The organism is Bacillus sp. CH_70, assembly GCF_038007045.1.
GTDB classification, from domain to species: domain Bacteria; phylum Bacillota; class Bacilli; order Bacillales; family Bacillaceae_G; genus Bacillus_A; species Bacillus_A cereus.
In genome coordinates this window covers 1,547,130-1,559,934 of record NZ_JBBOWL010000001.1, presented here as the reverse complement: position 1 = coordinate 1,559,934, position 12,805 = coordinate 1,547,130, and the positions used below count along the sequence as shown (strand labels likewise).

The following is a 12,805-nucleotide window of genomic DNA, read 5'->3' as shown; positions in this document are numbered from 1 at the left end:
AAAAACTCCAAAAGCCGCCACCACTCGTTACAAGTGAGAGACGCGCTTTTGGAGTTTCGCAAAAAAGAATGCCAAACAAGCAATTATATTCGTCCTCACTCATAGTCAAAGTATTTACGGTACTTCGGTAGAAACTTGCAGGCCATATCCCCGCGATTATATGAGTGTAGCTAACTATTTATTTTATAGAAGGATTATAACGCACTTTTTATACTTTGAAAAGCATTTATCGAAAAAACACGTACGAATTTTTAAAAACTACTATTTTCGTTCGAGTTTTGTAAACTCTTTCATTTCCAATTACAACTTCGTTAAAATGATTGGCCCATCTTTTGTAATCGCAAGTGTATGCTCATATTGAGCTGATAATTTCCCATCCATCGTTCGTGCAGTCCACCCATTTAAATCTACTTTCGAATATCGCATACCTACATTGACAATCGGCTCAATCGTAATCACCATCCCTTCTTGTAACTGAGGCCCTTGTCCTTGTTTCCCAAAATGAAAAATTGCTGGTTCTTCATGAATCTCTTTACCGATTCCATGTCCCGTAAAGTCTCTTGCGACAGAAAAACCTTCATTTGTTACATAACTTTCAATTGCATAGCCAATGTCTCCTACATGATTACCGATTACCGCCTGATCAACCCCTTTATATAAAGCATTCTCAGCTACTAGCAACAACTTTTCTGCTTCATCAGAAACTTTTCCAACTCTATACGTCCAAGCAGAATCTGAAAGACCCCCATTTAAGTTTACTACCATGTCAATTGTTACAATATCACCCTCAGTTAAAGGAACATCGGCCGGAAACGCATGACACATTTCATCGTTTACAGATGCACATATCGCATATGGATAACCATTGTAATCTTTCTGTTCAGATGTGGCACCATGCTTTTTTAAATACATTTCAACAAACGTATTAATCTCTTGCGTCGTTATACCTGGCTTTATCATTTTCGCAATTTCTTTATGACATGAAGCAAGTAATTTTCCAGATTCATGCATCAAATCTATTTCATTTTTCGTTTTAATTGTAATCATACTACCTCTACCTTTCCTTGCTAAACCTACTATTCGCTACTAAACTTCTATCATACACATCCTTTACCAAAATTTCAAAACCCTCAATTACAACAAGTAAAAAAATATGTATCATATATTTCTAAATCAAAATAAAAAAACAGAAGATCCCTCTGTTTTTTAATCACGTTTACATATGTAGTTCATTTTCAAAAACTCAAAACAACTACCATTTGTTTTCTGTATAAACGTTCCAACCACTTCAAATCCCGCCCTTTTATACACTTTTATCGCTCTCTCATTAAATGTCACTACTGATAGTGTTATATATTTGCATCCGTATTTTTCTTTGCTAAAAGCTAGTCCAGCATTCACGAACTGTAAACCAAATCCATTGCCAGTTATATCAGGTCTCATTCCAAGTCCTATATCAACCGTTCCATCATTCATTTTACAAACAGTAAAAAAACCAATGAGAATGCCATTTTGCTTCACAGAAAATGTATGATTTCCTCTACTCTCACCATGTAAAAATTCAGCTAAATCTTCTTCATCTGCCTCTATATCATAAAAAGAATATTTCCCTTCATAATGCCAGTTATACGCAATTTCCTCCACTTCTTCTTGCTTCATTACTGTATATGTATAACCCATTCTATCATCCCCTTTAATAAAAAGAGCTGCAATTAAGCAGCTCTTTTTTTACAACTCATAAATCGCTCTATATTTCGCTTCTAAATAATCGGCTAAGTAGTTTGCATTTAAGCCTTCACCTGTTACATCTTCTAAAATTTCAAGCGGCTTTTTCGTTTTACCATATTGGTGAATATGTTCTGTTAACCATTCACGAATCGGTGTTACGTTTCCTTCTTCTAATAATGCATCAAAGTTCGGAATGTCTTTTAACATTCTTTGCTTAAATTGCGCTGCATACATGTAACCAAGCGCATAAGATGGGAAGTATCCAAATGAGCCACCAGCCCAGTGAACATCTTGCAATACACCTTGCGCATCATTTTCCGGACGAATTCCTAAATATGCTTCCATCTTATCATTCCAAGCTGCTGGTAAGTCCTTCACTTGTAATGTACCATCAAATAATTCTTTCTCTAATTCATAACGCACCATAACATGAAGCGGGTATGTAAGCTCATCTGCTTCTATACGAATGAATGACGGCTTCGATTCGTTAATTGCATCATAAAACTCATCGACTGACATATCATCAAATTGACCATCGCTATACTCTTTTAATAAATCATAATTTTTCTTCCAGAATGATTTATTACGGCCGATAAAGTTCTCAAAGAATAATGATTGTGATTCGTGAATACCCATAGATGTACCACTGCAAAGTGGTGTACCTTCAAATTGTTCTGCAATGTTTTGTTCATATACTGCATGACCACATTCATGAATTGTTCCAAATACAGCCATACGGAAATCTTTTTCATCATAGCGTGTCGTAATACGAACATCCCCTCTATTTAATGTAATTTCGAAAGGATGTACTGTTTCATCAAGACGACCTGCTTCAAAGTCATAATTCAATTGCTTTAATAGTTCTAATGTAAAGTTCTTTTGTTTTTCTTTTGAAAACTGTTCCGATAAAGCACTTGTTTTTAATCCTTTTTTAGACTCAGAGATTTCTTTTACAAGCGGCACGATGCGCTCACGAAGTTGACCAAATACGTGATCTAAAACTTCTACTGTAATACCTGGCTCATACATGTCTAATAATGTATTGTATTTATATGTTTCATAACCCCAATATGTAATAAATTTCTTTTTAAATTCAACAATTTTTTCTAAGTACGGGCGGAACATTTCGAAATCAGATTTTTCGCGAGCTTCTTCCCACACACTCTCTGCTTTCGCTTCTAATTTCACATAAGCCTCATATTCAGCTTGTGGAATTTTTTTATTTCTATCATATTCTTTCCGACACTCTTCAACCATTTTCTTTGTCGTTTCAGAAAGTTTATCTTCACGTATTAAAGCTTCAAGTTCTGTTAAATAGTTTCCCATCTCATCTGAAGTCGACATAGCAAACACTTCTGACGAAAGCATACCAATTACTTCTGAACGCTGATCTACACCTTTTTTTGGTGCACCTGTTCTTAAATCCCAAAACATTAAACTTAATGCTTCTCCGTAATTCTGTATCTTCTTCACGTATGTTAAAAATTGTTTTTCTACCTCATATGTAGCAACTGTCATCGTATAAAAGCCTCCTTTTTCTACCTCAAACTTAATTCGACACGGAAACATAAATTCCTTTTATAATAGAAAAAAAGCTTGGCAAGCGCCAAGCTTTCTCCTTATAATTCTTTACCTTCTACTGGCAGTACATTTTTCACAGCTGCAACTACTTTCTCATCTTCTGAATCAGATAAGAAGATTGATATAGCACCTTTATCTTCACTTGTACGAATTAAACGCCCAATTCCTTGACGAAGTCGTAAAATCATATATGGTACATCTACATCCCAGAATGGATCATTTACGTGCTTACGTTTCGCTTCAAACACAGGATCGTTTGGAGGGAATGGTAATGACCAAATAATAACGTGTGATAATGATGAACCAGGAATATCTAAACCTTCCCATAAATGAACCGCACAAAGTACAGTCTCTTCTTCATTTTGGAAACGAGAAACGAGCTGGCTAATTTCCTGATCTCCTTCATATAAGAACGGAACCGACATTTGCTCCTTACTTACATACTCTTTGAACGCTGCAAGCTCTTGCGTTGTACGGAATAATACAAGCGTACGTCCATTTGTTTTTTGTATATTTTCAAGTGTATATTGACACTTTCTTTCCCATTCATTTTCTTTCGTATGCGATAGTAAGTTTACTGCCATTTGCTCTTCGTAATCAAACGGTGAAGCAACTGAGAATGATAAGTAATCTTTTACCCCTAGGCTATTAGCTGTAAACGCGAATGAATCATTGTTCGATAATGTCGCAGAAGAGAAAATATACGGTATTTTCTTCGAGAACACTTTCTCTTGTAATACTTCTTCAACTGCACGCGGCATAATCACTAACGTGAAGGCACCATCACCTTCTTCACCCCAAGTAATTACATTTTTCTCGTGCATGAACAGACGAAGTGAATGTTCTAATACATCTAAATGCTCATCAACAATATTTAAATCATACGTGTTTACTGTATGCATTTCACTTTCGAATACTAATGCATCTCCAACTTCACCGATTTTTGCATAAAGTCGTTTCGCTTCAGCTGTTACTTTTTCTGTCACAGTAATTTCTAAACGATCAGAACCAGCAATTTCTTTTTTGTTTTCTTGTAACACATCAAAGAATCGCTCTGTTTGCCAAATTGTTTCTTCTACTAAATGTGCAAACTCCTCACGAATATCGTTTTGTAGCAATCTCGTTAAAAGTTGCTCCATCATCGTTTGCTTTAAACGGTATGTTAAAGCTTTTTGAGCTGCATATTCTACTAGATGTCCTTCATCGAATACAACGCAGCTACTTTCTGGTAATAACGGAATTTGCCCTTCACGCTTACGAGCATCGTACGTCCAAATATGATCCATATAGAAATCTTGAGAACAAATAATTAAATCTGCTGCTTTACGATAATGTTCACGAGAAAGAGTTTGTCCACAACGATGACGAGAATCACAAGTAAAGCAATCTTGGAAGTAATCCCAATTTACTTTTGACCATTCTTCGTCATTTAAAAGTGGAAATTCTTTTCTGTCACCATAGTGAGTAAAGTTTTGCATCGTACCATGATCGAATACAAACTGTGGTAACTCGTAATATACGTCTTCAATTACTTCTGGAGCTCGTCCACTCATAACATCTTCAAGTTTACGTAAGCATAAATAATTATCCATTGATTTTGCAAGCCTTACATCAACAGATAGTCCTAATGCTTCAGATAACTTAGCGATGTCCCCTTCTTCTTTTACAAGCTGCTCAATTAACGTTTCATCTGCACAAGCAATAATAGCTGGTTTCCCAGTATAACGCGCGTAACAAATTGCATATAGAAGATATACAATTGTTTTCCCTGTTCCTACACCAGCTTCTGCGAACATAACTTTCTTTTCTTGGAAAGCGCGTTCTAACTGAAACGCCATAAAAATTTGTTCATCACGCTCTTCAAAGCCTTTTTCCGGAAGGATGTCGTAAAACACATCTCCAATCCACTCATTCAACTTATCATAAAAATTATCTTGTTTTCCTACTTCAAATGGTAATCTCTTCTCAGTAAACATCCTTAGCCTCCAACCAAAAAGTTTTTCTATAAAAAGATAATAGCAACTGCTACGCATATGTATGCATTTGCTTTCCCCTGTTGCAATACATAGAAATTCACGAAAAAAAATTTTCCTTTCGAAAAAGGAAAATTTTCTTCTATATTAATGACTTTAAATACCGTTTATCAATCGCTGTTTCATGTGAAAGAGCTGACAAATATTCTTCTTGTGCTTTTTGTATTTCATCTACAATCGCACCTTGACTATCCACTTCTTTTCCGAGCTCATCATACGTACGGTGAATAGCTTTTTGAATCATTGATAATTGGAAATTATCCATATCACTTCCTCCTTTACGCATTACATAATAGCCAGTATATGCGCGCTGGAGGAGTTTTATACTATGAATTACGCGGTGGACGTTTTCCGAAGTATTGGTAGTAATCTGTACGGATAAATCCGTTAAACAGTTTACGCTTCTTCGACGCATCTTTTCCGTAACACTTCTCAAATGCTTCGTAGCTTGTTAATACATACGCTGACCATGTATCTAACGGGCGGAATACTTGTCCCATTTCTTTATACAGTTGTTCAACGAGTGCTTTTTCACTTAAACGTTCTCCGTATGGAGGATTCGTTACAACGTAGCCATAATCCTCTTTTGTTGTGAAATCTTTTACTTGCATTTGTTTAAATGTAATTAAATCGCCTAAGCCCACTTCTTCTGCGTTATCTTGAGCAACTCGAATCATACGATGATCAATATCTGATCCAATGATTTGTAATCGTTGATCATAGTTCGCTAAATCTTCAGCTTCTTGACGAGCTTCACGCCAGTTTTGTTTACCTACCCAGCCCCACTCGTCAGATGCGAAACCACGGTTAAATCCTGGTGCAATGTTTTGTCCAATTAATGCTGCTTCAATTGGAATTGTACCTGATCCACAGAATGGATCAACAAATGGACGATCTGGCTTCCAGTTTGTTAATTTAATTAAAGACGCAGCTAATGTTTCTTTTAACGGAGCTTCCCCTTGATCCATACGGTATCCACGTTTATGAAGTCCAACACCACTCGCATCAATTGTTAATGTTGCAATATCCTTGAGCATTGCAATCTCGATACGGAATAACGGACCGTCTTCTTCAAACCAAGTTGTACGTTTATATGTTGTTTTTAATTTTTCAACGACAGCTTTTTTAACGATACGTTGGCAATCCGAAACACTGAATAATTCAGATTTTAAAGATTTACCGATAACAGGGAACTCGCCATTCTCTGGAATATAATCTCCCCAGTTTAATGCTTTCGTTTTTTCAAATAGCTCATCAAATGTTGTTGCTTTAAATTCGCCAACTTTAATTTTTACACGGTCCGCAGTGCGTAACCATAAATTCGTGCGACAAATCGCCTTTTCATCTGCTTCAAATGTTACTTTGCTGTTTTCTACTTGACATTCATAACCAAGATCGCGAACTTCTCGGGCAACTAACGCTTCAATACCCATTGCCGCTGTTGCAATTAAAGTAACTTTTCCCATTTGCATTCACCTCTTATGTATATTCAAACAATAATTAATAGCAATTGGTCCTATTAATCATTACATTTTACGAAAAATTTTCTTATTAACCATTTTAACTCATACTTTATAACTTCATACAAATAAAAAGCCCTCCTCTAACAAAGGAGAGCTGAGTTATTTCATAGTTGGTTCATAACGTTCTGTAAGCCATGTTCTGTTCCTTTGTACTACAAACGGCCCACGCCTCGTACTCCGGTGGCAATCATCTATCTACAGGTTATAAAACCTGTCCTTTCCCGTCGTTCATTTCCTTGGAAAAGATTCCCCTACCATTATTTGGGTTTCTCGCTCGTGGGGTTTACCTCGTTCCACTCCTATCATTTCTTCAAGGACTTCGTCACTGTGGCACTTTAAAGGTAGTCAAACCGTATCCGAAAGGACTTAGGTTTTTTCCCTGCCGTTAAACCAGCCTTACAGCCAGAATACCCTAGCTTATGAATTGGCTAGGCACGAACACTACAGCCATCTCAGGCCGTGCGAGCATGGACTTTCCTCTACAACGTTGGCGTTGCAGCGATTACCCAAACGTTATGACATCCATTAGTATAGTGGAAACAAAAAGATTTTGCAACGTTTTTTTCTATGTAAAACGCTTAAACCTTTTCCCACCTTACATCATTCGTATAACTTACTTCCAAATACAGCTTTTTCTAAGTTAGATAAGCGTTTTAAAATATCCGTATTCGTGTTGTTATAAACCGGTTGTGCAACTGGTGTTTGTACAGGTTGTTGTGGAACTTGCGTTACTGCTAGTTTTTGTTCCTCTAATTCACGCTTTAAACGAGCATTTTGTTGCTTTAATTGCTCAAACTCTTTGTGGAAAGCTTCATAGTCTTTAATGATCATATCAAGAAACTTGTCTACTTCTTCTTGCTGATAACCTCTCATACCTGTTTTAAATTCTTTTTCTAAAATATCTTTCGCTGTTAATTTAATTTTATCCGAAATCATTTTCTTCACCTCAAATTTTTACCAAAACTTTCATTAACTAAATTTTTTCAGAAACAATGCTTTTTGTCAATCATATATACGAGTACTATATTACATATTACTCTGCATTATTCCACTGTTCCTCTTCTATTATATCTTGTAAATCAGAAAAAAGAATGAAATAACTGTGATAATTTTCTATTTCCCCTTTTTTCTTTGCTGCTTCTACAATATATTTGGGACTTCCTGGTTTTTCTTCATCATATACCGCTAAAAGCGCATCACTTTTTTCAATAAAAAATTGATTTTTTAATTTAAATTGTTCTGGGCTTTCATACTTCCGTTTCGTGATACTATCAACATGGTCTGCTTGAGAAAGAATAAATTCGTAATATTCACGATTATCTTCTTTCCAATTTTCTTCTTGTTCTAAAAACGGAGTAAATACCGCTAATTTTAAGTCTGGATATTCTACTTGAATTTCAAAAACAACTTCAGCAGCCCATAATTCTACACCTAACTGGCCGCTTATTATAACCCACTCTAAACCATCTTCTACAAAAGTGGTTAATTTGCGGTGTAATGCCTTTTTTATACACTCCACCCCTGGATGATCATTTTTAAATATTCCAAGTTCAAATGGCTTATATCCTGTTACTGCAATAACTTTCATATCAACACTCCAATTACAAAAAAAGAACTAGCATTTCGCTAGTTCTAACATATCATTTACTTTTTAAATATTCCACCAACGTTTGGTCCGATATTTGGACCTACTGGTGATACATTGTTTGGTAAAAACGGTGATACATTTGGTCCTGGTCCAAACGGTGATACATTCGGTCCTGGCCCAAATGGAGATATTTGATGCCCGTGGTGATGATGACCATGGCCACATGGTCCACATCCACCGCCGAATCCTGGGTCGATTGGGTCCACAACATTTACATTTGAATTTGTTTGTGGGAAGAAGTTTTGGTTTTTAATTTGTTGATGATGTACATGTGTTGTATGTGTTGGGAAAATGTGTGGCACCACCGTTGTTGAAAAAGAGTGTGTTACGCATTGTTTCGTCGGATGAACGACAGGAGCAGTTGTACAAATAGGTCCTACAGGCTTATGCCCTCCAAAACAAGGATGACAATGATGCATAGTTTTTTCTCTCCTCTCTCGTTAAAAAAATCTGATTACACTTTACAGTATGAGAAAAGAGAGAAAGCCGTTTGTTATATATACCCATTTATTACAAGGAAATTTGTCTAGTCCTTTATTTCATATACAATACTTTCATAGACAACCCTTCAACATTACTTACCAAAGAAGCCTCCAACTTGTTTTACAATACCTGTCACCTGATTCATCGCATTCATCATCTGGCCAGCTGTGTTCATCATTTTATTTACATCATAGTTACCATCTGATGTTTTAAATTGAGAAACAAAACTAGAAAACTGACTTGGCTGTTGTTGCTTTTGTTTACTCTGTGTCGGATACGGTTGTTTTGGTGGATAAAACATCCCTTGTTGATTAGCATAGGGCGCTTGTGGTGGCATATAATATTGTGAATTCATATAAGGCTGCTGCTGTTGTTGATTCATGTATGGTTGCTGAGCTTGTGATTGTTGAGCTTGATTCACATAAGGTTGCTGCTGTTGTGGTTGTTGAGCCTGATTTACATAAGGTTGCTGCTGTTGTTGAGCTTGATTCATAAATGACACTTCAAACGGTTGATAATAATTTTGATTTCCATAATAAGGCTCGAAAGGATACATATTATACCGTAAATATGTATCCGTATTATATTGGTACATATTTTGCTGTGCATATGGATACGTTTGCTGATATACGTTAGATTGTTGAAACATGCATTCTCTCCTCCTTTACATAAGTTTCTACATATATAATATGTACCTATAAAATAATATGTGTGATGGAGTATCTGTCTATTTTTGTCGGAAGTTTAAATTTTTAAAAAATTAAAAAGAAAACCCTTCCATGCTATGATAATTAAGAAGAAGATTCTCATGGGGGAGGAATCAACATGGTATTAGGGGATTTAAAACAAGCGTTTTCTCAAAAAAAGGGGTATTGCACAGAGAATGCAAATGAATTATTAGACTTTGCGAGACATTGGTATCTCGAAGGAAAAATATGCATATCAGATTATCGAACATTAATAAAAGAATTAGAAATAAACGGCGCAACAAAACCTACAACAATGACAGAAGCATAAAAATAACAAGAGGGTTCTCCCTCTTGTTATTTACATTGCTCAACTATATTTTGCAAAGTATACGAAACGGCTTGGTGTGTTTCAAAGAATCGTTTACCTTTACCTTTATTTACAAAGCATTGTAACACATTCGTTTGTAAATTATCGTATACTTGATCAATTTGCTGTACATGTATATACTTTGGCTTTTCTTCTTTAATCCACGTATAAGCTAATTCTTTCCACTTCTCTAATTCCTCATCTACCATATCTACAAACGGTTTCATATCCTTATAAAAATCGTATTCAATCAGTTCTCTTTTTTTTACATTCGCTTCATTATTATACTGCATGAGTTTTTCTGAAGACTGTATTAATGCTTCATTCTTCATTTCTTTCCCACCTTATTATGCACTCACTACGACGTTTTGAAATGTCTTTACCCAATTCCCTTTTTCTTCGTGATGCACTAATTTATTTTCCATATGTTCAATATGCATTTCTGTTATTTCTATCTTATTGCATATTTTTTCACTCGCATCCTTTAATGCATGATTCATTCTAATCCCTATATTCATTTCCAGCAAATCGAGAGAACTTAACATTTGATCCATTTTTTTCATTACATCTTCCTTCTGAACCATCGCCATATACAAAACGCCTCCTTCTTTGCTTTTCCTTTGTCATGTAATTTCGCCGAATGATTCACCACTCCTGCCCACATGACAAAACTAGTTGTTATTCGTCAAAGAAATCATTTCGTATGTCATTTATAGAAATGGTAACAATACAAAAAGGAGGTGTATTACAATGGCAAAGAACAAAAATGAAAAAAAGAAAAACCAAAACAAACAACAAAATAAACCTGAGACTGGCAATCCAAAGCTAGATGGTCCAAACTTCCCTGCTACATAAAGCGAGACTTTATTACGAACAGGTAGATTTCAAATCATCCTTAATCTCCTACTAGCATTACGTTTTGAAATTAAAGTTGTAGCACGCATAGCAGGATTGTTTCAAATTAAGAAGTCCCGTCTTCAAAATGGAAGACGGGACTTCTTTTTTATTATATCATGAACTCATCCATCCTTTTAGCAAAACGATTTACGATAGATAGCCTATAGATTTGTTCTCTCTTTCTTCTATACCATTCTGTTATATTAACTTCCTCTTTAGGTTCTTCAAGTACAAATAGCACATTCATTTTCATATTTGCACAAAACCAATCTCTCATTTTTATTTCTTCATGTAAAATAACAGGATAAATATCTCTAAGTGTTGGCGTATAAGACTTTCGAGTTTCCTGTGCGTAAACTTCATAATCTTCTCTAGACCCAGTATGTGTAGTTTGCAATGCAAACTTATAAAACGAACCATTATAAATTGGATGAAACAATAACCATGCTAATCTTTTTCCTAGTTCTATACGCTGTTGTAACGTTTCAAATTGATAAACCGAAAATCCATACATCCTCCCTTCAATTGTTGGGAAGATAACTGCACTAATATGAAATCTTTCTTGTACTTTAAAAAGTGCAGTATGGAATACATGTTTTTTAAAATATGTGTTCTCAATGACTGGTTTTTGAATTTTATTTTGTTCATTTATAATAAGCGCCGTCATAAGCCTATTCATATCTCTTCTTTCCCAGAAAAGTAACCATTCTTTTTCCATAAAAATTGATACGCTGAAATATTGCAACAAATGAAAGAGAGGTGCCCGTCTCTTCTTACTTTCCTCATACAATAATAGCTGAGGAAATGCATCTAAGAAAATAATCCAATTAGCTTGTTCGTACAGAAGAAATAAATGTTTTTTTACCGTTTCAGGTAATACAGTGGCATAATATCTCCCTTCTAAATCAGTCATATTCCATCCCGCATTTCTCGAAACCATACTCGCTAAAAAGGCCCACCTGATTTCACTATTTCTTAAATAATATTCTTGATAAGATTGTGTCCGAGAAATATTGTCCACATTAGCTATTTCTGTTTTCTTTTTAATATTGCGAATGATCGCTTTTTCTTTCTCTGTACAAAATTTTTTTTCTCGATTTTGTTTAATTTTCATATAATCATTCCATGTAAACATAAATAAGTCATCATACCTTTCATCAAAAAGGTCACATCTTTTTTCATTTTTTGATATAATCACCTTTGTAAGTAATTCTTAGCAAGTTGGGAGTGGACACACTATGACCATTCGTTACCCAAATGGAAAAAGGTATAATCAAGCTTCACAACCTCAAAAAACACCTATAAAAACACATACTTATAGTAATAGAGGTATGTCCCTTGAAGAGGAATTGAATGAAACAAATCAATATTACTTAACCCATAATATTGCATGTGTACATAAAAAGCCTACACCTCTTCAAATTGTAAAAGTAGATTACCCCGCTCGAAGTGCTGCAGTGGTAAAAGAAGCGTATTTTAAACAACCTTCTACGACAGATTACAACGGTGTATACAAAGGGAAATACATCGATTTTGAAGCAAAGGAAACAAAAAATAAAACTAGTTTCCCACTTCAAAACTTCCACCTTCATCAAATAGAACATATGAAGCAAGTGGTTGCTCATAATGGAATTGCATTTGTCATTATTAAATTTACACTTTTTGATGAATTTTATTTATTAGATGCAAAACATATTATTGCATTTTGGAATCGTCAAAATACAGGTGGACGCAAGTCGATTACGAAAGAAGAAATAGAAGAGCATGGATCCTTATTATCATGCGGTTATCACCCTCGGATTGACTATATCCGTGTACTAGACACGGTTTATTTTTCGTGATAGAGTCATCACTAA

General features: G+C 35.2%; 16 protein-coding genes, 1 other RNA gene and 1 riboswitch. Of the genes, 3 read left to right on the top strand and 14 right to left on the bottom strand.

Translation table 11 applies throughout. The features are described from left to right. Positions 1-82: 82 nt before the first annotated feature. A riboswitch (purine riboswitch) is annotated at positions 83-184 on the bottom strand. 116 nt (positions 185-300) lie between these two features. From N2V79_RS08080 to N2V79_RS08030, 11 genes are all read right to left on the bottom strand, one after another. Then, complete coding sequence (locus tag N2V79_RS08080; RefSeq protein ID WP_044307511.1) at positions 301-1,047, bottom strand: type I methionyl aminopeptidase; 747 nt, start codon at positions 1,045-1,047, stop codon at positions 301-303. Positions 1,048-1,206: 159 nt separating this feature from the next. After that, the gene (locus N2V79_RS08075) at positions 1,207-1,680 is read right to left on the bottom strand and encodes a GNAT family N-acetyltransferase (protein ID WP_265938380.1); all 474 of its coding nucleotides are present in this window, start codon (positions 1,678-1,680) and stop codon (positions 1,207-1,209) included. 48 nt (positions 1,681-1,728) lie between these two features. Continuing rightward, complete coding sequence (gene ypwA, locus N2V79_RS08070; RefSeq protein ID WP_023521517.1) at positions 1,729-3,246, bottom strand: carboxypeptidase; 1,518 nt, start codon at positions 3,244-3,246, stop codon at positions 1,729-1,731. Positions 3,247-3,347: 101 nt separating this feature from the next. Continuing rightward, entirely contained in the window at positions 3,348-5,285 is a 1,938-nt protein-coding gene (locus tag N2V79_RS08065) for an ATP-dependent DNA helicase (protein ID WP_000493700.1), read from the bottom strand. Between the two features lie 139 nt (positions 5,286-5,424). Beyond that, the gene (locus N2V79_RS08060) at positions 5,425-5,607 is read right to left on the bottom strand and encodes a DUF3921 domain-containing protein (protein WP_000368570.1); all 183 of its coding nucleotides are present in this window, start codon (positions 5,605-5,607) and stop codon (positions 5,425-5,427) included. Positions 5,608-5,668: 61 nt separating this feature from the next. Next, positions 5,669-6,808, bottom strand: a complete 1,140-nt coding sequence (locus N2V79_RS08055; RefSeq protein ID WP_000521224.1) for a THUMP domain-containing class I SAM-dependent RNA methyltransferase — start codon at positions 6,806-6,808, stop codon at positions 5,669-5,671. 180 nt (positions 6,809-6,988) lie between these two features. Then, positions 6,989-7,379: RNase P RNA component class B (gene rnpB, locus N2V79_RS08050), an RNA gene on the bottom strand. Between the two features lie 86 nt (positions 7,380-7,465). Continuing rightward, positions 7,466-7,801: a cell division regulator GpsB gene (gene gpsB, locus N2V79_RS08045; protein ID WP_000622431.1), complete on the bottom strand. Its 336-nt coding sequence runs from the start codon at positions 7,799-7,801 to the stop codon at positions 7,466-7,468. Positions 7,802-7,898: 97 nt separating this feature from the next. Beyond that, positions 7,899-8,453, bottom strand: coding sequence for a DUF1273 domain-containing protein (locus N2V79_RS08040; protein WP_000862916.1), 555 nt, complete (start codon positions 8,451-8,453; stop codon positions 7,899-7,901). Positions 8,454-8,509: 56 nt separating this feature from the next. After that, entirely contained in the window at positions 8,510-8,932 is a 423-nt protein-coding gene (locus N2V79_RS08035) for a CotD family spore coat protein (RefSeq protein ID WP_000546292.1), read from the bottom strand. A 155-nt stretch (positions 8,933-9,087) separates the two neighbouring features. Further along, positions 9,088-9,645, bottom strand: a complete 558-nt coding sequence (locus N2V79_RS08030) for a YppG family protein (protein WP_000487718.1) — start codon at positions 9,643-9,645, stop codon at positions 9,088-9,090. Between the two features lie 176 nt (positions 9,646-9,821). Between N2V79_RS08030 and N2V79_RS08025 the strand changes: the two genes are divergently transcribed. Next, the gene (locus tag N2V79_RS08025; protein WP_000242652.1) at positions 9,822-10,013 is read left to right on the top strand and encodes a YppF family protein; all 192 of its coding nucleotides are present in this window, start codon (positions 9,822-9,824) and stop codon (positions 10,011-10,013) included. Positions 10,014-10,039: 26 nt separating this feature from the next. Here the strand turns inward: N2V79_RS08025 and N2V79_RS08020 are convergent, their stop codons facing one another. Further along, complete coding sequence (locus N2V79_RS08020; protein ID WP_000786937.1) at positions 10,040-10,384, bottom strand: YppE family protein; 345 nt, start codon at positions 10,382-10,384, stop codon at positions 10,040-10,042. A gap of 15 nt (positions 10,385-10,399) precedes the next feature. Beyond that, on the bottom strand, positions 10,400-10,642 hold the full coding sequence (locus tag N2V79_RS08015) for a hypothetical protein (RefSeq protein WP_001252036.1): 243 nt from the start codon (positions 10,640-10,642) through the stop codon (positions 10,400-10,402). Positions 10,643-10,727: 85 nt separating this feature from the next. Here N2V79_RS08015 and N2V79_RS08010 point away from each other — a divergent pair, with 85 nt between their 5' ends. After that, positions 10,728-10,907 carry a hypothetical protein gene (locus tag N2V79_RS08010; RefSeq protein ID WP_001987054.1) on the top strand — a complete coding sequence of 60 codons (180 nt, stop codon included), beginning with the start codon at positions 10,728-10,730 and terminating at the stop codon, positions 10,905-10,907. Between the two features lie 151 nt (positions 10,908-11,058). On the opposite strand, the gene N2V79_RS08005 is transcribed toward N2V79_RS08010, so the two are convergent. After that, entirely contained in the window at positions 11,059-12,084 is a 1,026-nt protein-coding gene (locus N2V79_RS08005) for a DUF2515 domain-containing protein (protein ID WP_340719765.1), read from the bottom strand. Between the two features lie 103 nt (positions 12,085-12,187). Here N2V79_RS08005 and recU point away from each other — a divergent pair, with 103 nt between their 5' ends. Then, positions 12,188-12,790, top strand: coding sequence for a Holliday junction resolvase RecU (recU, locus tag N2V79_RS08000; protein ID WP_000155599.1), 603 nt, complete (start codon positions 12,188-12,190; stop codon positions 12,788-12,790). Positions 12,791-12,805: the final 15 nt, after the last annotated feature.

Bases quoted from the DNA above. Each gene is read 5' to 3' on its own strand.
- N2V79_RS08080 (WP_044307511.1), bottom strand. From the start codon at position 1,047: ATGATTACAATTAAAACGAAAAATGAAATAGATTTGATGCATGAATCT.
- N2V79_RS08075 (WP_265938380.1), bottom strand. From the start codon at position 1,680: ATGGGTTATACATATACAGTAATGAAGCAAGAAGAAGTGGAGGAAATT.
- ypwA (WP_023521517.1), bottom strand. From the start codon at position 3,246: ATGACAGTTGCTACATATGAGGTAGAAAAACAATTTTTAACATACGTG.
- N2V79_RS08065 (WP_000493700.1), bottom strand. From the start codon at position 5,285: ATGTTTACTGAGAAGAGATTACCATTTGAAGTAGGAAAACAAGATAAT.
- N2V79_RS08060 (WP_000368570.1), bottom strand. From the start codon at position 5,607: ATGGATAATTTCCAATTATCAATGATTCAAAAAGCTATTCACCGTACG.
- N2V79_RS08055 (WP_000521224.1), bottom strand. From the start codon at position 6,808: ATGGGAAAAGTTACTTTAATTGCAACAGCGGCAATGGGTATTGAAGCG.
- gpsB (WP_000622431.1), bottom strand. From the start codon at position 7,801: ATGATTTCGGATAAAATTAAATTAACAGCGAAAGATATTTTAGAAAAA.
- N2V79_RS08040 (WP_000862916.1), bottom strand. From the start codon at position 8,453: ATGAAAGTTATTGCAGTAACAGGATATAAGCCATTTGAACTTGGAATA.
- N2V79_RS08035 (WP_000546292.1), bottom strand. From the start codon at position 8,932: ATGCATCATTGTCATCCTTGTTTTGGAGGGCATAAGCCTGTAGGACCT.
- N2V79_RS08030 (WP_000487718.1), bottom strand. From the start codon at position 9,645: ATGTTTCAACAATCTAACGTATATCAGCAAACGTATCCATATGCACAG.
- N2V79_RS08025 (WP_000242652.1), top strand. From the start codon at position 9,822: ATGGTATTAGGGGATTTAAAACAAGCGTTTTCTCAAAAAAAGGGGTAT.
- N2V79_RS08020 (WP_000786937.1), bottom strand. From the start codon at position 10,384: ATGAAGAATGAAGCATTAATACAGTCTTCAGAAAAACTCATGCAGTAT.
- N2V79_RS08015 (WP_001252036.1), bottom strand. From the start codon at position 10,642: ATGGCGATGGTTCAGAAGGAAGATGTAATGAAAAAAATGGATCAAATG.
- N2V79_RS08005 (WP_340719765.1), bottom strand. From the start codon at position 12,084: ATGTTTACATGGAATGATTATATGAAAATTAAACAAAATCGAGAAAAA.
- recU (WP_000155599.1), top strand. From the start codon at position 12,188: ATGACCATTCGTTACCCAAATGGAAAAAGGTATAATCAAGCTTCACAA.